This window comes from Mycobacterium sp. 134 (assembly GCF_048282715.1).
Taxonomy (GTDB): Bacteria; Actinomycetota; Actinomycetes; order Mycobacteriales; family Mycobacteriaceae; genus Mycobacterium; species Mycobacterium septicum.
The window spans coordinates 3,878,842-3,896,899 of the sequence record NZ_JBLVUN010000008.1 but is presented as its reverse complement, the minus strand read 5'-3'; the positions used below and the strand labels follow the sequence as shown (position 1 = coordinate 3,896,899).

General features: G+C 67.8%; 20 protein-coding genes. 9 read left to right on the top strand and 11 right to left on the bottom strand.

The genetic code is table 11. The features are described from left to right. Position 1 precedes the first annotated feature (1 nt). Complete coding sequence (locus tag ACNQVK_RS23300) at positions 2 to 880, bottom strand: IclR family transcriptional regulator (protein WP_418031416.1); 879 nt, start codon at positions 878 to 880, stop codon at positions 2 to 4. Positions 881 to 1,022: 142 nt separating this feature from the next. Here ACNQVK_RS23300 and ACNQVK_RS23295 point away from each other — a divergent pair, with 142 nt between their 5' ends. Next, complete coding sequence (locus tag ACNQVK_RS23295; protein WP_418031415.1) at positions 1,023 to 2,090, top strand: hydroxylase; 1,068 nt, start codon at positions 1,023 to 1,025, stop codon at positions 2,088 to 2,090. A 29-nt stretch (positions 2,091 to 2,119) separates the two neighbouring features. Here the strand turns inward: ACNQVK_RS23295 and ACNQVK_RS23290 are convergent, their stop codons facing one another. Further along, positions 2,120 to 2,911, bottom strand: coding sequence for an SDR family NAD(P)-dependent oxidoreductase (locus tag ACNQVK_RS23290; protein ID WP_418031414.1), 792 nt, complete (start codon positions 2,909 to 2,911; stop codon positions 2,120 to 2,122). A gap of 5 nt (positions 2,912 to 2,916) precedes the next feature. Further along, on the bottom strand, positions 2,917 to 3,693 hold the full coding sequence (locus ACNQVK_RS23285) for an SDR family oxidoreductase (RefSeq protein WP_418031413.1): 777 nt from the start codon (positions 3,691 to 3,693) through the stop codon (positions 2,917 to 2,919). A 266-nt stretch (positions 3,694 to 3,959) separates the two neighbouring features. Between ACNQVK_RS23285 and ACNQVK_RS23280 the strand changes: the two genes are divergently transcribed. After that, positions 3,960 to 5,603, top strand: a complete 1,644-nt coding sequence (locus tag ACNQVK_RS23280) for a flavin-containing monooxygenase (RefSeq protein ID WP_418031412.1) — start codon at positions 3,960 to 3,962, stop codon at positions 5,601 to 5,603. Here ACNQVK_RS23280 and ACNQVK_RS23275 read toward each other — a convergent pair. Continuing rightward, positions 5,600 to 6,529 (bottom strand): alpha/beta hydrolase, encoded by a 930-nt coding sequence (locus ACNQVK_RS23275; RefSeq protein WP_418034276.1) that lies wholly within the window; start codon positions 6,527 to 6,529, stop codon positions 5,600 to 5,602. The genes ACNQVK_RS23280 and ACNQVK_RS23275 overlap by 4 nt on opposite strands. Positions 6,530 to 6,861: 332 nt before the next feature. Here ACNQVK_RS23275 and ACNQVK_RS23270 point away from each other — a divergent pair, with 332 nt between their 5' ends. Continuing rightward, complete coding sequence (locus ACNQVK_RS23270) at positions 6,862 to 8,301, top strand: histidine phosphatase family protein (RefSeq protein WP_418031411.1); 1,440 nt, start codon at positions 6,862 to 6,864, stop codon at positions 8,299 to 8,301. A gap of 75 nt (positions 8,302 to 8,376) precedes the next feature. On the opposite strand, the gene ACNQVK_RS23265 is transcribed toward ACNQVK_RS23270, so the two are convergent. Together ACNQVK_RS23265 and ppgK are read right to left on the bottom strand one after the other, a co-directional pair. After that, positions 8,377 to 9,819: an RNA polymerase sigma factor gene (locus ACNQVK_RS23265; protein WP_418031410.1), complete on the bottom strand. Its 1,443-nt coding sequence runs from the start codon at positions 9,817 to 9,819 to the stop codon at positions 8,377 to 8,379. Positions 9,820 to 10,024: 205 nt separating this feature from the next. After that, positions 10,025 to 10,846 carry a polyphosphate--glucose phosphotransferase gene (gene ppgK, locus ACNQVK_RS23260; protein WP_273732148.1) on the bottom strand — a complete coding sequence of 274 codons (822 nt, stop codon included), beginning with the start codon at positions 10,844 to 10,846 and terminating at the stop codon, positions 10,025 to 10,027. Positions 10,847 to 11,001: 155 nt separating this feature from the next. Here ppgK and ACNQVK_RS23255 point away from each other — a divergent pair, with 155 nt between their 5' ends. Further along, entirely contained in the window at positions 11,002 to 11,847 is an 846-nt protein-coding gene (locus ACNQVK_RS23255) for an inositol monophosphatase family protein (RefSeq protein WP_418031409.1), read from the top strand. Here ACNQVK_RS23255 and cei read toward each other — a convergent pair. After that, a complete protein-coding gene (cei, locus tag ACNQVK_RS23250) occupies positions 11,821 to 12,468 on the bottom strand; it encodes an envelope integrity protein Cei (RefSeq protein WP_276125776.1) in 648 nt (215 codons plus the stop codon). The two genes, ACNQVK_RS23255 and cei, sit on opposite strands and share 27 nt — an antisense overlap. Positions 12,469 to 12,633: 165 nt before the next feature. Here cei and ACNQVK_RS23245 point away from each other — a divergent pair, with 165 nt between their 5' ends. Then, a complete protein-coding gene (locus ACNQVK_RS23245) occupies positions 12,634 to 12,936 on the top strand; it encodes a DUF4193 domain-containing protein (protein WP_003880601.1) in 303 nt (100 codons plus the stop codon). 33 nt (positions 12,937 to 12,969) lie between these two features. Here ACNQVK_RS23245 and ACNQVK_RS23240 read toward each other — a convergent pair whose 3' ends face one another. Continuing rightward, a complete protein-coding gene (locus ACNQVK_RS23240) occupies positions 12,970 to 13,449 on the bottom strand; it encodes a DUF3093 domain-containing protein (protein WP_418031408.1) in 480 nt (159 codons plus the stop codon). Between the two features lie 25 nt (positions 13,450 to 13,474). Between ACNQVK_RS23240 and dut the strand changes: the two genes are divergently transcribed. Together dut and ACNQVK_RS23230 are read left to right on the top strand one after the other, a co-directional pair. Beyond that, positions 13,475 to 13,939, top strand: a complete 465-nt coding sequence (gene dut / locus ACNQVK_RS23235; RefSeq protein WP_044517877.1) for a dUTP diphosphatase — start codon at positions 13,475 to 13,477, stop codon at positions 13,937 to 13,939. Further along, entirely contained in the window at positions 13,939 to 14,742 is an 804-nt protein-coding gene (locus tag ACNQVK_RS23230; protein ID WP_418031407.1) for a DUF3710 domain-containing protein, read from the top strand. Before dut ends, ACNQVK_RS23230 begins: the two co-directional genes overlap by 1 nt. Positions 14,743 to 14,754: 12 nt before the next feature. On the opposite strand, the gene ACNQVK_RS23225 is transcribed toward ACNQVK_RS23230, so the two are convergent. After that, positions 14,755 to 15,474, bottom strand: a complete 720-nt coding sequence (locus ACNQVK_RS23225; RefSeq protein WP_418031406.1) for an alpha/beta fold hydrolase — start codon at positions 15,472 to 15,474, stop codon at positions 14,755 to 14,757. Positions 15,475 to 15,608: 134 nt separating this feature from the next. On the opposite strand from ACNQVK_RS23225, the gene ACNQVK_RS23220 reads away from it, so the two are divergent. Continuing rightward, complete coding sequence (locus ACNQVK_RS23220) at positions 15,609 to 15,980, top strand: OB-fold nucleic acid binding domain-containing protein (RefSeq protein ID WP_044517882.1); 372 nt, start codon at positions 15,609 to 15,611, stop codon at positions 15,978 to 15,980. Continuing rightward, complete coding sequence (locus ACNQVK_RS23215; protein ID WP_044517884.1) at positions 15,977 to 16,678, top strand: DUF3159 domain-containing protein; 702 nt, start codon at positions 15,977 to 15,979, stop codon at positions 16,676 to 16,678. The genes ACNQVK_RS23220 and ACNQVK_RS23215 overlap by 4 nt, the downstream gene beginning before the upstream one ends. Here ACNQVK_RS23215 and ACNQVK_RS23210 read toward each other — a convergent pair. Together ACNQVK_RS23210 and ACNQVK_RS23205 are read right to left on the bottom strand one after the other, a co-directional pair. Further along, a complete protein-coding gene (locus ACNQVK_RS23210) occupies positions 16,675 to 17,343 on the bottom strand; it encodes a potassium channel family protein (RefSeq protein WP_418031404.1) in 669 nt (222 codons plus the stop codon). The two genes, ACNQVK_RS23215 and ACNQVK_RS23210, sit on opposite strands and share 4 nt — an antisense overlap. Continuing rightward, entirely contained in the window at positions 17,343 to 18,017 is a 675-nt protein-coding gene (locus ACNQVK_RS23205; protein ID WP_418031403.1) for a potassium channel family protein, read from the bottom strand. Before ACNQVK_RS23205 ends, ACNQVK_RS23210 begins: the two co-directional genes overlap by 1 nt. Positions 18,018 to 18,058: the final 41 nt, after the last annotated feature.

Genomic DNA, 18,058 nt, shown 5'->3' with positions numbered 1-18,058 from the left:
GTCAGACCCACGCGTCGGAGGTGAGGGTCCGCAGCACGCGGGACAAGAGGTTGTCGGTGGCCTGCGCCTGGGACGGAGCCGCCGACGTGGCATCCCGGCCGGCGCCGAGTTGCTGCGAGATGTGCCGGGCCGCGCGGATCACAAACGGGGCGGTCCGCTGCAGGCGGTGCAACGGGACCGCACCGGTCAGAGACAAGCCCGCCACTTCGCCGTCGGCAGAGCGCAGCGGGGCCGCCACGCTGGTCAGCCCGATCGCCAGTTCCTCGTTGTCGTAGGCCAGTCCGTGCCGCGAGCGGATCCGGGCCAGTTCCCGGTGCAGGGTCTGCAGATCGCCGATGGTGGACCGGGTGGACCGGGTCAGCCGTGGCCCCAGGACCGCGTCCACCTCCTCGGCGGGCAGCTGGGCCAGCATGGTCTTTCCCAGGGCGCTGGCGTGCGCAGGGGTGTGCCCGGCGACGCGGGTGGGCACCACCGCGCTGTTGCGACCGGCCACCTTGTCGAGGTAGACGACGTCGCCGCCGAACAGCACCCCGAGGTGCACCACCAGTCCGGTGTCGGCATGCAGGCGGGACAGGGTGGAGGATGCCACGCTGCGCAGCTGTGAGTGGTCGACCATCCGGGTCACCGGCAGCGGGGAGGCGGCCAGCGCGTAGCCGTCGGGACGGTGCTGCAGGAGCCCGGCACTGTGCAACTGTTTGAGAATCCGGTGCACAGAGGACCGGGGCAGTCCCGTTCGCCCGGCGATCTGGTCCAGCCGCAGGTGCTTGCCCGGTTCGTCGAAGACGTTGAGGATCAGGGCGACACGGTCCACCATCGACACGGCGGTGTCACGCTGTTCGGCGCGTGGTCGTGATGTCGCGTCACTGGCCGATGCCGGCACCTGCGCCCCCTCGGACGTCGAGCAATGGGTCACCCACCATCTCACTCAGCGGGATCGCGCCGCAAGCACCTGACGCAAGTACCCGACCATGGGGGTCAGCACGCGATGCGCGACAAGGGAGTTTTGGATGCGTGGTGTTGAAATGACCAGGGACGTTCTCGACGGCATCAATGACAATGCCGATCGGATACAGGCACTCGGGCCCGTCAACGAGAAGCTGGGCCGGCTCGACAACCGGACGGTCGACGCGCTGCGCGAGTGCGGGGTGATGCACATGCTGCAGCCCGAGGAGTTCGGCGGGATCGAGACCCATCCCGGCGACTTCGCCGAGGCGGTGCTTGAGATCGCCCGGCTGGACGGCTCGGCGGGCTGGGTCGCCGGTTCGGTCGGCGTGCCGCCATGGGCATTGGCCTCGGCCGACCGTCGTCTGCGCGACGAGGTGTGGGAGGCGGATCCCGACGTCTGGATCGCCTCGGCGCACACCCCGGCCGGGGTGCTCCTGCCTGTCGACGGCGGCTATCGCCTTTCCGGCGACTGGCGGTCGGTCGCGGCAATCGATCACTGCGAGTGGGTGGTCGTCGGTGCCCGTGTGGTCGGTACCGGGGATACCGACGGACTGGGGTATTCGCTTGTGCCGCGGTCGGATCTGAGCATCGTCGAGGAATCCTGGGATGCGATCGGGTTGATCGGTACCGGAAGCAAGAGCATCGCGATCGACGACGCGTTCATCCCGGGCCATCGGTTGCTGAACCACGACAGCATCGTCGACGGCACCGCGGCGGGACGCGCGGGCCTGCGCAATCCCATCTACCACATTCCGCTCAGTACCATTGCGCCGCTGGGGATCACGGCCGCGGTGATCGGCATGGCCGAGGGTGCGCTGGCCCACCACGTCGACACGGTGGGCTCAGATGGTCTGGTCTCCGAGCATGCCGCCGCCGAGATCCGGGCGTCGCGGCTGGCGCTGCTCGACACCCTCACGGCGTCGTTCAACCGGGTGTTGGACGGGCCGATCGACCCGGGTATGCGGGCACGTGCACGCCGCGATCAGATCGCCGCGGCCCGCCGGGCGGTGCGTGCGATCGATGAGATCGCCTGCCACTCAAGCGTTGAGGCCCTGCGCCGCACCAGCCCGGTGCAGCGGTTGTGGCGCGATGCCCACGTCGGTCTCGCGACGGTGGTCGGCGAGTCGAAGGCCGTGGCCCCGTAGCTCGCCGCCCACCGTTCTCGTCGCCTTGATCAGGCGTGCGTTCCGCCGTCGATCCGGATCTCGGTGCCGCTGATGAACGCACCGTCGTCGGATACCAGCATCGCGATGACGCCCGCGACCGCGGACGGGGCACCCATCCCGGCACCGCCGGAGGCCAGGTTGGTCGGCATGATCGGCGACAACTTGGCGAACAGCGACCAGTCGCTGTCGGCGGGAACGAGTCCCGGTGTGGCATCGGTGATTCCGGACTTGATGCTGCCCGGCGCCACGCTGACCGCCCGCAGGCCCTGCTTGCCGTACTCCAGGGCGAGCGCATGGGTCATCGCCTGGATGCCGCCCTTGCTGGCCGCATAGGCTGCCATGTACGGATGGGCGAACGCCGCCGACGTCGAACTGAAGTTCACGATCGCACTCTGCGGATTCTCCAGCAGTGCCGGCAGAGTCTCACGGATCACCAGGAACGTCCCCGTGAGATTGACGGTGATGATCTGGTTCCACGCCTGCAGGCTCATCTCGTGGGTGTGCACCGCGCGCAGCATGCCCGCGGCGTTCACCACTGCGTCGAGCCCGCCCAGTGTCTCGACCACGCTACGCGCGCCGTCGACCACCGACGCCTCATCGCCGATGTCCATCGTCAGCGCGGTGAGGCGGTCTGCGGTACCGGCCTCCTGTGCGTCCTGCCGGGTGGTGTCCAGGCCCTCGGCGGAGATGTCGGCGCCGACGACCGCGGCACCCTCGTCGAGCAGCCGCAGTGCGGTGGCTTGTCCGATCCCGGATCCTGCGCCGGTCACCAGGATCCGGCGGCCCTCAAGTCGATTCATGACCATCACTGTCCCATCACGTATTTCACGGTCGGACCGGCGGTCCAGCCGCCGTCGACGGCGATCTCCGCGCCGGTGACGTAGGTGGAGGCGCCGGAGAGCAGGTAGCCGACCGCGCCGGCGATCTCGTCGGCCTCGCCGACGCGGCCCATGGGGGTGTTGGGGTAGTTGCCCTCACCCTGTGCGATGCCGATCTGTGCGGTCATCGGCGTGTAGGTCATGCCGGGATGCACCGAGTTCACCCGGATCCGGTCGGGTGCCAGTTCCACGGCGGCGATCTTGCTGAGGCCGCGCACGCCCCACTTGGATGCGCCGTACCCGGCGGTCAGCGCCAGGCCCATCAGGCCGGCGGCCGAGGAGATGTTCACGATGGAACCCCCGCCCGCGGCGCGCATCGGCGCGATGACCGCCTGAAGGCCGTTGAAGACACCGACCAGGTTGATCTCGAGCACGGTGCGGAAGTGGTCCAGCGGCTCGTGCTCGATGAACTGGCCGGTCGAGATGCCCGCGTTGTTCACCAGGCCGTTCAGGGTGCCGAACTCTGCCAGGGTGAGCTCGACCGCGGATTGCCACTGCGCCGCATCGGTCACGTCGAGGTGGACGTAGCGGGCGTCGGCACCCAGTTCGGCGGCCAGCGCGTCGCCGTCCTCGTCGAGCACATCGGAGATCACCACCTTGCCGCCACGCGCGACGATGTGCCGGGCGAACGAAGCGCCGAGGCCACGTGCGCCGCCGGTGACGATCGCTACGACATCCGACAAGCTGTCCGAATCTGCTTGCATCCCAACAATTTCCTTTCAGGCTAAACCTGGGCCGCAGTCAGGATCGATCCTGGCCGCAGCGCCGCGGTGGATGAACGCAACGATATTCGTCACGGCGATGGGGTGGCCGAAAGTCTCATTCAGCGGGAATGAGTGGTGGAGCGCTGCGACGATGCCGCTCGACGTGCCCCGGGGGCGCCTGGTACCGGTGAGTGAGACAACGGCTGTCCGCTGCGCTCGCTGGTTCGTAACGTGACGAGCCGAATCATGAATCGAAAGGCAACGATGTGACAGCCCAGCCAGCTCCGTCAGGTACCGCCGACAAGTCCGCCACGGTGGATGTGGTCGTGGTGGGAGCCGGTTTCGCCGGGCTGTACGCACTGCATCGCCTTCGCGGGCAGGGCCTCTCGGTGCGGGTGTTCGAGGCCGCCGCCGGGGTGGGCGGAGTCTGGTATTGGAACCGCTATCCGGGTGCGCGCTGCGACGTGGAGAGCGTCGACTACTCCTACTCGTTCGACTCCGCCCTTGAGCAGGAGTGGAACTGGACCGAGAAGTACGCCACCCAGCCCGAGATCCTGGCCTACCTCAACCACGTCGCCGACCGGTTCGACCTGCGGCGCGACATCTCCTTCGAGACCCGTGTGACCGACATGGTGCTCGACGAGAAGACGCTGCGCTGGGAGGTTCGCACCGACCGCGGTGACATCGTGTCCGCGCGGTTCTGCATCCTGGCCGTCGGGCCGCTGTCGAATGCGAACATCCCGGCGATCGATGGCCTCGATTCGTTCGCGAGCGAGGTCTACCACACCGCGCACTGGCCGCACGAAGGCGTTGACTTCACCGGCAAGCGGGTCGGCGTGATCGGCACGGGATCCTCCGGTATCCAGGCGATCCCATACATCGCGAAGGAAGCCGCGCAACTCTACGTCTTCCAGCGCACCCCCAACTACAGCGTGCCGGCCGGCAACATTCCGCTCGATGATGAAACGCGCGCCGCCCAGAAAGCCGGGTATGCCGAGCGGCGCAGGCTCTCGATGCTCAGCGGGGGCGGCTCACCGCATCAGCCTCACCCCGAGTCCGCCCTGGAGGTTTCCGCCGAGGAACTGCGGCAGACCTACGAGCGGCGCTGGGAACTGGGCGGTGTGTTGTTCTCCAAGGCATTCCCGGATCAGTTGGTCACCATCGAGGCCAACGACACCGCACGGCTGTTCTGGGAGCAGAAGGTGCGGGCCGTGATCGACGATCCCGCGGTCGCCGACGTGTTGATCCCGAAGGATCATCCGATCGGTGCCAAGCGAATCTGTACCGACGACAACTACTTCCAGACCTTCAACCGGGACAACGTCTCGCTGGTGAATCTGCGGGCCACCCCGATCGAGCGGATCGACGCATCCGGCCTCGACACCACCGAGGCGCACTACGATCTCGACGCTCTCGTGCTGGCCACCGGATTCGACGCGATGACCGGATCGGTGCAGAAGCTCAACGTGGTAGGCCGGGGTGGCCGGACGCTGAACGAGGCGTGGGCGGAAGGGCCCGCGACCTACCTCGGCCTCGGTGTCCCGGGCTTCCCGAACCTTTTCAACATCGCCGGTCCCGGCGCCCCCTCGGTGCTGGCCAACATGGTGCTGCACTCGGAGTTGCACCTCAACTGGGTCGCCGATGCGATCGCCTTCCTCGACGCCCAGAGCGCCCCGGCGATCGAGGCGCGCGCGGACGCCGCAGCCGAGTGGATGGCCGAATGCACCCGACGTGCTGCCGGAACGCTCATGCCGCAGGCCAATTCGTGGTATCTCGGGGCGAACATCCCGGGCAAGCCGCGGGTGTTCATGCCGTTCGTCGGCGGCTTCGGCGTGTACGGCGAGATCATCTCCGAAGTCGCGGCAGCCGGCTACAAGGGCTTCGACATCCACCAGGATCTGACCGCCTAGCGGTCGAGCGCCGCTCGGATGTCGGCGCACACCTGCCGCCTGGCGGTACCGGCCAGGGTCAGCGCCGACATGGTCATGAACCCGTGGATAGCGCCGGGGTAACTCCGGTGCACCACCGGAACACCCTGGGCTGCAAGCGCTTCGGCGTAGTCTTCGCCTTCGGAGTGCAGCGGGTCGAAACCCGCGGTGATCACCACCGCGGCGGGCAGCCGTGACAGATCCGCCCGCAGCGGCGACGCGTGGGGGTGGCTGCGGTCACCCGTATCCGGAACGTACTGGTCCCAGTACCACGCCATGGCGGCGCGGGTGTTGTAGTACCCCGCCGCGAACCGGCGGTAGGACTCGGTGTCGAAATCCGCGGCGATCACCGGATACAACAGTGCCTGGCACGCGATGTCCGGACCACCGCGATCGCGGGCGAGGATCGCGGTGACGGCGGCGAGATTTCCGCCTGCGCTGTCGCCCGCGACGACGATCTGAGACGCGTCGGCGCCGAGTTCACCGGCCTCACGAGCGACCCAGCACAATGCGGCGTACACGTCGTCGGCCGCGGCAGGCCAACGTGCTTCGGGTGCCAGCCGGTAATCGACGGAAACCACCACCGCACCGATGCCGTGGCACAGGTCCCGGCACAGGTCGTCGTGGGTGTCGAGGTCGCAGAACACGAATCCACCGCCGTGCGCGAACAGCACCACGGGCGCCGGGCCGCCGGAAGACGTTTCCGGCCAGTAGATCCGGACGGGAACATCGCCCTCGGGCCCCGGTATCGTCCGCTCCTCGACCGCGCCGATCGGTTGCGGACGGTCTGGTGCCCGGTACCGGGACCGCACGGCGGCCCTGGCCTCGGCGCCGCTCATCGTCTCGACCGCAGGGAAACCGGTATTCAGTATGGGCAGCAGTTCTGCGATCTCCGGATCGACTTTCATCTCCGCCTGTTCGTCGAGTTGTCCGCGCACGGCAACGGGTCCTTTGGCTCACCGAACCACACCGGCGCCGGCCCTGGTCCGTGTGTTCCGCGCAGCGGGACTCACGGGATCCGGTTCTCGGCCAGCACGATTGAGGCTGGTTTTGTACCGCTGAGCGAGACTGCCCGCCCCTGTCGCACCGCGAGTGCGGACCATCACATGGCCTGGCCCAGTGAGGCGGTCGACACACCGGAGACGGCGCTCGGCGAAATCCATAGTCGGGGAGTCGCATTCGACCGGGCAACCTGAGCCGCCACTGCGGCGCGCTCGACAACCTAATAGATGGAGAGGAAATGGACCGACATAGCAAGTTCGACAACGGCGCCGTACCCGCTGTGCGTCGTCGTTCGAGAACGACATGGAGAGCCCTCGGCATCGTGCTGACCGCCTTCGGCTTCTTCGTGATGTCCGTGCTGCCCGCATGGGCCGCCGAGAACATGCGGGTCACTTTCGTGCGCCACGGTCAGTCCGCGGGCAACACATCGGGGAACATCGATACCTCGACGCCGGGTCCGTCGCTCACCCCGCTGGGGCGAGAGCAGGCCAAGGCGGTGGCCGACAAGCTGGGGGACAACAACTATGACGCCATCTATGCGTCGCAGATGATCCGTACCCAGCAGACCGCAGAACCGATGTCGGCCTATCTGGGTCTGCCGATCCAGGTGCTGCCCGGCCTGCAGGAGATCGAGGCGGGTGACTACGAGGGCACGCCCGAGAGCGGTGCACTGGGTGGTTACCTCCAGTCTCCGATCGCCTGGGCGTTCGCCGGTCAGCTCGGCGCACGCATCCCTGGTTCGATCGACGGCAACGAGTTCGACGCGCGGGTCGACGGCGCGTTGAAGACCATGTACGACAAGGGCGACCGCAACGCGGTCGTGTTCTCCCACGGCGGCACCATCATGTTCTGGACCATGATGAACGCCAAGAACCTCACCCTGGCGGAGAAGGGCATGCTGCTGAGCCAGCACGCACTGGGCAACACCGACTACGTCGTCATCGAGGGAAACCCCGAGGACGGCTGGACATTGGTGGACTGGAACGGCCAGCGGTTCAGCCCCGAGCCGACGTTCGGGCATGAGGTGGGGCTGCAGATGCGGACACTGACCCGCCAGCTCGAAGCGGCCATGAAGCAGGTGACGGACTCGTTCGCCACCGGTGACGTGATCAAGGTTGCGACGGCGATCAACCGCAGCGTGGCCGATGCCTCCTTCTCGGTGGCCAAGTTCAACCGTGCGATCAATGCCGAGGTCATCAAGCGGGTCGGCAAGGCCATCGATCAGGCGCGCAATCCGGATCCCGGTCCCGTGTCTGAGCTCACCGACCAGGTGTCCGACACGGTCAAGAGCGTTGTCCCGGACACGGGTTCGGCCACGGACATGCTGAAGCCACTGAACACTGTGGTGGCGGATCCGAAGGACGCGCCGGAATCGGCCGGTTCCGGCCGCGACGGGACCCAGAAGGTCACCTCCTCGGTGCGGGTCCACGGTGCGACCGATCTGACCGCCGGCAACATGGTCAGGCCCGGCAAGACCTTCGCCGACGCCAGGCGCGCCGGCGAACAGGTTCGTACCGCGCTGTCCGACACCGCCGATCAGCTCAGGTCGACGGTGAAGTCCTCGCTCGGCAGCATCACCGGTGCCGCCAAGAAGGTGTCCGAGAGTCCGGGCGCGCCAAGCGCTTCGCGTGACAGCGCCGGCTCCGAGAAGGTTTCCGCCGATTCGGGCAGCAAGTAAGCAAGTAAGGAATCGGCCCCCTCCGTCAGGCGGAGGGGGCCGATTCTCGTTGTCTGCCGGTTGCGCGAGGAGAACCTAGTCGAGGTAGTCGCGCAGAACCTGCGAGCGGCTGGGGTGCCGCAGCTTGCTCATGGTCTTGGACTCGATCTGGCGGATGCGCTCACGGGTGACGCCGTAGACCTGGCCGATCTCGTCGAGCGTGCGGGGCTGCCCGTCGGTCAGACCGAACCGCAGCCGTACCACGCCGGCCTCGCGCTCGGACAGCGTCTCCAGCACCGACTGCAGCTGATCCTGCAGCAGGGTGAAGGACACGGCGTCGACGGCCACCACGGCCTCGGAATCCTCGATGAAGTCACCGAGCTGGCTGTCGCCCTCGTCGCCGATGGTCTGGTCCAGCGAGATGGGCTCACGCGCGTACTGCTGGATCTCCAGCACCTTCTCCGGCGTGATGTCCATTTCCTTGGCCAGCTCTTCGGGCGTGGGTTCGCGACCCAGGTCCTGCAGCAGCTCACGCTGGATGCGGCCGAGCTTGTTGATCACCTCGACCATGTGCACCGGGATACGGATGGTGCGGGCCTGGTCGGCCATGGCGCGGGTGATGGCCTGGCGGATCCACCAGGTGGCGTACGTGGAGAACTTGTAGCCCTTGGTGTAGTCGAACTTCTCGACCGCGCGGATCAGGCCCAGGTTGCCTTCCTGGATCAGGTCCAGGAACGCCATGCCGCGGCCGGTGTAGCGCTTGGCCAGCGACACCACCAGACGCAGGTTGGCTTCCAGCAGATGGTTTTTCGCGCGATCGCCGTCGCGGCAGATCCACTGGTAGTCGCGTCGCACCTGGGTGGTGAGCTTCTCGCCCTTCTCGGCGAACTCGGCCATCCTCTGGGTGGCGAACAGCCCGGCCTCGATGCGCTTGGCGAGCTCGACCTCTTCCTCGGCGTTGAGCAGGGCGACCTTGCCGATCTGCTTGAGGTAGGCGCGGACCGAGTCGGCCGAAGCCGTCAGCTCGGCGTCCTTGCGCGCCTGCCGCAGCGCCTCGGACTCTTCCTCGTCCCACACGAAGTCGCCGGAGGCCTTGTCCTTCTCGGACGGCTCGGGGTGTTCCTCGTCGGCCTTGGCCGGCTTCGCCGGCGCGGCGGCCTTGGCGTCCTTGCTCTCGCCTTCCTCGGCGTCGTCCTCGTCCTCGTCGTCGCCGGACTCTTCGACCTCGTCGTCGGTGTCGAGATCCTCGTCGAGTTCGAGGTCGGCGTCGTCGACGTCGAGATCCTCACCCGGACCTGACTCGAGGTCTTCGGCGGTCTCCAGATCGTCGTTGACGTCCTCGGGCTTACCCGCCGCGGCCTTCGTGGCCTTCTTGGCGGGCGCCTTCTTGGCGGGGGCGCGCTTGGTGGCGGTACCGCCCTCGGCCTTGGCCGCGGTGCTCTTGGCTGCCCGCTTGGCCGGGGCCTTCTTGGCGGGAGTCTTGGTAGCGGTGCGCTTCACCGGCTCGTCGGTCGCCGGGCTTGCCTTTGTCGCTGCCACGTACACCCTTTCGGTCTCGCGAAATTCTCGGTGGGCATGGGCATACTCCACCGAAAGCGTCTGCTATCGAATGTTGGCGTTCTTATCGGCTGGGATATTCACCGCTATTCGGTAGGCGGCCGCCGAGGACCATTGTAACGACAGTGTGGGTGTTCACCGTGCCGAGCGGCAAATTTCGCCACGTGACCGACCGAAAGCGGCAAAGTTACCCGGCGGTAGGTTGCGTGCCGGTGGGCCCAGGGTCCTGACTGGCCATGGCCGCACCCACGATGCCTGCCGTGTTGAGCAACGCCGCCGGGACGATCGGGGTGCGGATCTTGAGCAGGGGAAGCCACTTGTCGGACTTCCGGCTGATGCCGCCGCCCGCGATGAACAGGTCCGGCCAGATCGCGTTCTCGATCGTCACCAGAACCTTGTTCACCTCTTCGCTCCACCGCGCGTAACTCCACTCTTTGCGTTCCTTGACCGAGGACGCGGCGCGGTGTTCGGCTTCCTTGCCCTCTACCTGCAGGTGACCAAATTCGGTGTTGGGCAACAACACACCGTTGTGGATCACCGCGGAGCCGATGCCGGTGCCGAAGGTCAGCAGGACCACGACACCGCTGTTGGCCTTGCCCGCCCCGTAACGCTCCTCGGCCAGGCCTGCCGCGTCGGCGTCGTTGAGCACGCGCACCGGCTGCCCGCCGATCGCGGCGCTGATCACCTCGGCGGCGTTCACCCCGATCCAGCCCTTGTCGACATTGGCGGCGGTGCGCACGATGCCGTCGGTGACGACGCCCGGGTAGGTGACGCCCACGCTGCCGGTCCAGCCGAACTCGGCCACCACCGCAGCCACCGTTTTCGCCACCGAGTCGGGCGTCGACGGCTGCGGCGTGTCGAGCTTGAACCGCTCGCCGATGAGCTGCCCGGTGTCCAGGTCGACGATGCCGCCCTTGATCCCGCTGCCGCCGACGTCGACGCCGAATCCGCGGTGTTGCGCGTCGGCGGGGGAAACCGGATCTGCCGCGGATGCGTCGGGTGCGGTCATGGGTGCTCCTTTGTGGGACAGGCGGTGAGGCTGTCGGACAGGATGAGGGACAAACCAAGGCGCGTCCCCACCCTAGTCGGTGAACATCGCACCCGCGGCTGGTCCGCCATCCACCGCGAAGCGACTTTTCGGTCAGAAGATGTTGCGATAGGGCCGTGACCGACAACAGTTTCGATGCTCCCGCCTTGCGAGCCGTGGCCGAGCAACTGGCCACCGAAGCCGCCGAGTTCGTCTCGCGCCGGCGCGCCGAGGTGTTCGGCGCCGGCGGTGCGGCGGTACGTGACGACGTGCGGGCTGTCAGATCCAAGAGCACCCCGACCGATCCCGTCACGATCGTCGACACCGAAACCGAACGGTGGCTGCGTGAGCGACTGGCGGTGTTGCGGCCCGCCGAGGCCATCCTGGGGGAGGAGGAGGGCGGTCAGCAGGATGACCGCCCGGGACTGAGCTGGGTGCTCGACCCGATCGACGGCACGGTCAACTTCGTCTACGGGATCCCGGCCTACGCGGTATCGGTGGCCGCGCAGTACGACGGACGGTCGGTGGCCGGTGCCGTGGCCAATGTTCCTGCCGGCGAGGTCTACTCGGCAGCCCTGGGTCACGGTGCTGAAGTGGTGCGGGACGGGCTGCGCACGCAGCTGCGGTGCTCCCGCGTCGAGGACCTGTCCATGGCGCTGCTGGGGACCGGGTTCGGCTACGACCCACCTCAGCGGGCGCGGCAGGCCGCGGTGCTGGCCCAGGTGCTGCCCTCGGTGCGCGACGTGCGCCGCATCGGCTCGTGCGCGCTCGATCTGTGCATGGTGGCAGCGGGTCGGCTGGACGCCTACTACGAAGACGGTGTGCAGGTCTGGGACTGGGCCGCCGCGGCGCTGATCGCTGCCGAGGCCGGGGCGACGGTGTGGCTGCCGACCGTTGCCGGTGCCGAGTACGCGGCTGCTTCGGCGCCGGGCATCGCCGACGCCCTGCACGACGCGCTAGCAGGTGCCGGTATGGATCTTTGACAGCAGTGCGGAATCCGACGGTGCGGTGGCGTCGGGCCGCAGGCTGGCCAGCACGGCCTTGATGTCGTCGTTGCTGGTGAGTTCGCTGAACTCGGTGCCGAGCGCCAGATCGACTGTGGCGTCTGGCCTTTCGTCCTGGAACAGCTCGGTGCAGGGGGCCACCAGCCACACCGCCGCGGCCGCTGTGCGGCCGGACGGGCCGAATCGGATCTGGCCCTGGCATTCCAGCCGCGTGTTGGCGTAGATCGGGTCGTTCGCCGCCTCGGGCTGGGCGAAGCCGAGATCGCGCAGGGCCCCGGCCACCTCGCCGGCCTGGCCGCCCTGGCCGCTGGCGTTGAGCACCCGGATCCTGGTCTCGGCCAGCGGTGCCGGGGTGACTTCGGTCATCGCCGAACTGGCCACCTGCTCGCCCAGCTTGGGGGCGGCCGGATCGGTGGCCGGCGGGTTGTTGCAGACCGTGGCCTCGTGCACATCGGCGGGCTGATTGAGCGCGATGATCCAGACGATCATCGTCACCACGGCGAGTGCGACGAAGAGCACAATGCCCGGTACGAAACTGCGCCGACGGAAGGGCCGACCGTGACGGTCGAAGGCTGTGCCATCGGTGATTTGCGCGACCACACCTGCACTCTAAGGGCAATGGTGTTCGCTGACGCAGTAGAGCTCAGACGGTAGTGTGATGTAAATCACACTGAAACGTGTGGCAATACGGGCACGAATCATTTGGGGAATGCGTTCGACGCTGGTACAAAGCTCTGCTGCAAGGTAAGGGAGGGGACACAGACGATGGCTACCGACTACGACGCTCCACGGCGTTCCGAAGCAGACGAGGTTTCTGAGGATTCGCTGGAGGAGCTCAAGGCGCGTCGCAACGAGGCGCAGTCCGCGGTGGTGGATGTCGACGAATCAGAAACAGCGGAGTCGTTCGAGCTGCCGGGCGCAGACCTGTCCGGCGAGGAATTGTCGGTACGGGTGGTCCCGAAGCAGGCCGACGAGTTCACGTGCTCAAGCTGTTTTCTGGTGCATCACCGCAGCCGGCTGGCAAGCGAGAAGAACGGCGTGATGATCTGCACGGACTGCGCCGCCTGACGGCGGCTCAGCCGCTGCAGCCAGATTCGCGGCTCAGCCGCGGAGCGCACCCAGGACGCGATCCGGATGGCGAGAACTGACGAGCCAGTACGGGGTGGGATCATCCGGATCGTCGAGCACGACCAGCACCATCGGGCCCACCCAGGCCCGGTGGACGACGTAGGCGGCGGGATCGAGTTGGCGACCCAGTGCTGCCGACTTGGCGGACCGCGGCACCTCTGCGGTCCGGGAGATGACGCTCATCGGCAGGTGTGCGTCACCGACCCACAACTCGGTGTCGCCTCCGCCGTGGCGCACCACCTTCAATTCGGTCTTGCTGAACCACATCAGCACAGCCCCCGCCACGCCGAAGAGCAGCACGTACGGCAACCACGCCGGAATGGCCGGGGCGGCCAGGCCGATCTCGAATGCGATGACCCCTGCCAGCACCGCAGCGGGCAGCGACCACCACCACGGCACCCACAAACGTTCGCGGTAGTGAACGCTTTGGGCGGTTGCGCGCGTGTCTGACACGGGGCTCAGAGTAATCTGTGACGTCGTGTCCACCTCTCTGGCGGTCGTCCGATTGGACCGCGAACTACCGATGCCCAGCCGGGCGCACGATGGGGACGCGGGCGTAGACCTCTACAGCGCGCGTGATGTCGAGCTGGCCCCCGGGCAACGGGAGCTCGTGCCCACCGGAGTCGCCGTGGCCATTCCGCACGGAATGGTGGGATTGATCCATCCGCGGTCGGGTTTGGCTGCACGCGTGGGCCTTTCGATCGTCAACAGTCCGGGCACCGTAGACGCCGGTTATCGCGGCGAGATCAAGGTCTCGCTGATCAACCTCGATCCCGACACGCCGATCGTGATCAACCGCGGTGACCGGATTGCCCAGCTGTTGGTACAGCGGGTAGAACTGCCCGAGTTGGTCGAGGTGACCTCGTTCGACGAGGCGGGCCTGGCTGACACCTCCCGTGGCGAAGGCGGCCACGGTTCCTCCGGCGGACATGCGAGTTTGTGATGGCATTCGGAAAACGCAAGAGCAAGGATTCGGCTGACGATTCGGCCGGTCAGAACGATGACGAGCTGGTCGTCGACCAGCCGTCCTCAGCGGTCGAGGCCGATGATGTCGACGAGGGGTCCGACCAGGGCCCGTTCGACATCGAGGACTTCGACGATCCCGCGGTCGCGGTGCAGGGCAGGCTCGACCTCGGCTCGGTGCTGATCCCCATGCCCGACGGCGGGCAGGTCCAGGTCGAGCTGAACGAGGCCGGGGCGCCCAGCGCGGTGTGGGTGGTGACCCCGAACGGGCGGTTCACCATCGCGGCGTACGCCGCCCCCAAGAGCGCGGGCCTGTGGCGTGAGGTGGCAGGCGAGCTCGCCGAGTCGCTGCGCAAGGATGCCAGCTCGGTGAACATCCAGGACGGCCCGTGGGGCCGCGAGGTGGTCGGCGCGGGCAATGGCGGTGTGGTGCGCTTCATCGGCGTCGACGGCTACCGCTGGATGGTGCGCTGTGTGGTCAACGGTGCCCCCGAGACCATCGACGGGCTGGCCGCCGAGGCGCGGGCATCATTGGCCGACACCGTGATTCGCCGCGGTGAAACGCCGCTGCCGGTGCGCACGCCGCTGCAGGTGGAGCTGCCCGAGCCGATGGCCGCCCAACTGCGCGCCGCAGCACAGCAGGCCGCGGTGCAGCAGGCCGCCCAGCAGCTCGCCGCTGCCACTCAGGCGTTGCCGCAGGATCAGCCTCCGGCCGAGCCGGTGGCGCGCCGCAGTGAGCAGGGCTCGGCGATGCAGCAGCTGCGCACCATCACCGGCGGGTAGTACACCCGCGCATCAGCCTGCGACGGTGTCGCTGGCGGCCTCCTGCAGCGCCGCCACGCAGGCGGCACCCAGCACGCCGGTGTCGAGTCCCATCTGTTCGAGGGTGACAGACCGCAACGCCGCCTGCGGTGCCGCGGCCACCCATTCGTAGCCGACCTCGGCCGGATGCACCGGATCGTCGGTCGCCACCGCGACGCCCATGGGTACCCGGAGCTGTTCGAGTTCGGCACTGCCGGGTGCGCGGTAACCCGAGGCTTCCTCCATCGCATCGGGCAACGTCGGCCACTGGCCCACCCAGGAACGGGCGAGTTCGTCGGCCAGCCACGGCGGGCTGGAGGCGCGCATCTGCGCGACCGTGGCCGCCAGCCCATCCCGGCGCAACAGCTCCGCCGACTGCCGGGCCAACAGCGCGGCAGGGGCATGCTGGGAGGAGCCCGTCCATGGCGGCAGGGCGGCCAGCACCGCCACCGTGTGGCCGGGATGGTCCAACGCCCACCGGAGCGCCACGACGGCCCCGATGGACACTCCGCCGACGGCGATCGGGCCCGAACGGGCCGCGTCGTCCAGCGCGTGCAGGTAACCCTCGACAAGCCGGTCCGGAGTCGGTGGCGGCGTCACCACCAGAGCTTCGGCGGCGTGCAGCGCACCCGAAAAGGCCCGGTAGACGTAGTTGTCGTCGGACCCGGTACCGGGCAGCAGAACGGTTGGGACACCGCGCAGAATGACGCTCATCACACGATCGTGCCTGCCCCGTCAAATCGTCGGCGTGCCGACCCACACCCCACGTGGCATTCCCCCCGCAAGAGGTCTACCGTGGCCTTGGTTGGGCAGATTCACAGTGGATCTGCAGAAGGTCAGGAGAGGCCATGGCTACGGCCGAAGGGTATCTGCGCCGGCTTACGCGACGCCTGACGGAAGACCCCGAACAGCTTGATGTCGAAGAGCTCAGCGACGAAGCCGCCAATACCGGCGCGCTCAGGGCGATCGATGCTCAGCGCGGCCAGGAAGTGACGATGGTCGGCACCCTGCGCAGCGTCGAATGTAACGGCAAGGGGTGTTCCGGCGGCATCAAAGCCGAACTGTTCGACGGTACCGACACGGTGTTGTTGGTGTGGCTGGGGCAGCGCCGCATCCCGGGTATCGAGTCCGGCCGCACCCTGCGGGTGCACGGCCGGGTCGGCAAGCTGGAGAACGGCGCCAAGGCGATCTACAACCCCCGCTACGAAATCCAGAAGTGAGTCAGCCCGACAACAACGCGCCCCCGCAATCCGAGAGTGAGCCGGCGCCGACCCCTGCCCATGGTGGCGGACGGGCCGTGCTCGACCAGATGGGCGGCATCAGCGGCCTGATCTATTCGTCGCTGCCGGTGGTGGTTTTCGTCCCGGTGTCAACGGCGTTCGGGCTGTTGCCCGCGATCGCCGCCGCACTCGGCGTGGCGACCCTGATCCTGATCTGGCGGTTGATCCGCCGCGATTCCATTCAGCCCGCGGTGTCGGGATTCTTCGCCGTCGGCGTCAGCGCGCTCATCGCCTATCTGGTGGGGGAGTCGAAAGGCTATTTCCTGCTTGGCATCTGGAGTTCGCTGATCTATGCCGTGGTGTTCGGGGTGTCGGTGGTGATCCGGCGCCCGGTGGTCGGCTACATCTGGGGCTGGGTGAATTCACACGACCGGGCCTGGCGCGATGTCCGTAGGGCCGTGCTGGCCTTCGACGTCGCCACGCTCACGTGGGTCGCGGTGTTCGCGTCGCGATTCCTGGTTCAGCAGTACCTCTATGACTCCGACCAGACCGGCTGGCTGGGCTTCGCGCGCATCGCGATGGGCTGGCCGCTGACCGCCGTCGCCGCGTTGGTGACCTACCTGGCCATCCGGGCCGCGCAGCGTGCCGTACACGCCCAGGACGCCGCAGCGCCGGTCGAGCGCGACACCGCCGGCTAGCGCGGCGCCGGACGCAGCAGCAGTTCGCGCAGTTCGTCCTCGGACTCCGTGACGGCCACGAACAACAGCTCGTCGCCACCCTCCAGCGGCTCGTCGGACTCGGGCACGATCACCCTGGCGCCACGCAGGATCGTCACGAGAGCGGTGTCACGGGGCAGATCGAGGCGTTTGACGGGGCGCCCGCCCCATGGGGTGTCGTCGGGCAGTGTGATCTCGACCAGGTTGGCCTGCCCCTTGCGGAACTCCATCAGGCGCACCAGATCGCCGACTGCGACGGCCTCCTCGACGAGTGAGGCGAGCATGCGCGGTGTCGACACCGCCACGTCCACACCCCAGTTCTCGTCGAACAGCCACTCGTTGCGGGGGTCGTTGACGCGGGCCACCACCCGGGGAACCGCGAACTCGGTTTTGGCCAGCAGGCTGACCACGACGTTGACCTTGTCGTCACCGGTCGCCGCGATCACCACGTCGAATTCCTCGAGCTTGACCGACTCCATCACGCTGAGCTCGCAGGCGTCACCGAGCCGCCAGTGCGCGGCCGGGATGGCGTCGACGTCGATATGGTCGGGATTGCGCTCCAGCAGCGTCACGTCGTGATCGCTGTCGAGCAGCTCGCGAGCGATGGAGCGCCCCACGGCCCCGGCCCCGGCGATGGCAACTTTCATCAGTGAGACTCCAAGTCGTCGCTGGGCGGCAGCGCCGCGATGGCCAGCGCCTCGGCGATGTGGCCGGACACGGCTGCCACGTACACCTGGTCGCCGGCCTGGATCACGGACTTCGGTTCGGGCAGGTAGCCGTTGCCGAACCGGATCATGAAGGCCACGCGGCCGCCCGTGGCGGCCTCCAGATCGGTGACCAGGTGCCCGGCCCAATCCTGGTGCAGCGGAAGTTCGGCCACGCCCACGTTGCCCGAGGGATCGCGCCACTTGGTGGTCTCGGTCTCCCTGGTCAGCACGTTGAGCAGACGATCGGTGGTCCACGGCACCGTGGCCACGGTGGGGATGCCCAGCCGCTCATAGACCGCGGCACGCTTGGCGTCGTAGATGCGCGCCACCACGCGCTCGACACCGAACGTCTCGCGGGCCACGCGGGCCGAGATGATGTTGGAGTTGTCGCCCGAGGAGACCGCGGCGAAGGCTCCGGCCTCCTCGATTCCGGCGCGCAGCAGCACGTCGCGATCGAAGCCCATCCCGAGCACCCGCTCGCCGGTGAACTCCGGCGAGAGCCGGTGGAACGCGGTGCTGTCGCGGTCGATGACCGCGACCTCGTGGCCGATACGGGCCAGGCTGTCTGCGAGGGAGGCGCCCACCCGGCCGCACCCCATGACGACTACACGCACCCGACGGTCCTTTCCGGTGGCAGAAACGCGTTGTTGCGCTG

Excerpts from the sequence above, each read along its gene's own strand:
- ACNQVK_RS23295 (WP_418031415.1), top strand. The coding sequence starts at position 1,023 with ATGACCAGGGACGTTCTCGACGGCATCAATGACAATGCCGATCGGATA.
- ACNQVK_RS23290 (WP_418031414.1), bottom strand. The coding sequence starts at position 2,911 with ATGAATCGACTTGAGGGCCGCCGGATCCTGGTGACCGGCGCAGGATCC.
- ACNQVK_RS23285 (WP_418031413.1), bottom strand. The coding sequence starts at position 3,693 with ATGCAAGCAGATTCGGACAGCTTGTCGGATGTCGTAGCGATCGTCACC.
- ACNQVK_RS23275 (WP_418034276.1), bottom strand. The coding sequence starts at position 6,529 with ATGAAAGTCGATCCGGAGATCGCAGAACTGCTGCCCATACTGAATACC.
- ACNQVK_RS23270 (WP_418031411.1), top strand. The coding sequence starts at position 6,862 with ATGGACCGACATAGCAAGTTCGACAACGGCGCCGTACCCGCTGTGCGT.
- ppgK (WP_273732148.1), bottom strand. The coding sequence starts at position 10,846 with ATGACCGCACCCGACGCATCCGCGGCAGATCCGGTTTCCCCCGCCGAC.
- ACNQVK_RS23245 (WP_003880601.1), top strand. The coding sequence starts at position 12,634 with ATGGCTACCGACTACGACGCTCCACGGCGTTCCGAAGCAGACGAGGTT.
- ACNQVK_RS23230 (WP_418031407.1), top strand. The coding sequence starts at position 13,939 with ATGGCATTCGGAAAACGCAAGAGCAAGGATTCGGCTGACGATTCGGCC.
- ACNQVK_RS23225 (WP_418031406.1), bottom strand. The coding sequence starts at position 15,474 with ATGAGCGTCATTCTGCGCGGTGTCCCAACCGTTCTGCTGCCCGGTACC.
- ACNQVK_RS23220 (WP_044517882.1), top strand. The coding sequence starts at position 15,609 with ATGGCTACGGCCGAAGGGTATCTGCGCCGGCTTACGCGACGCCTGACG.
- ACNQVK_RS23210 (WP_418031404.1), bottom strand. The coding sequence starts at position 17,343 with ATGAAAGTTGCCATCGCCGGGGCCGGGGCCGTGGGGCGCTCCATCGCT.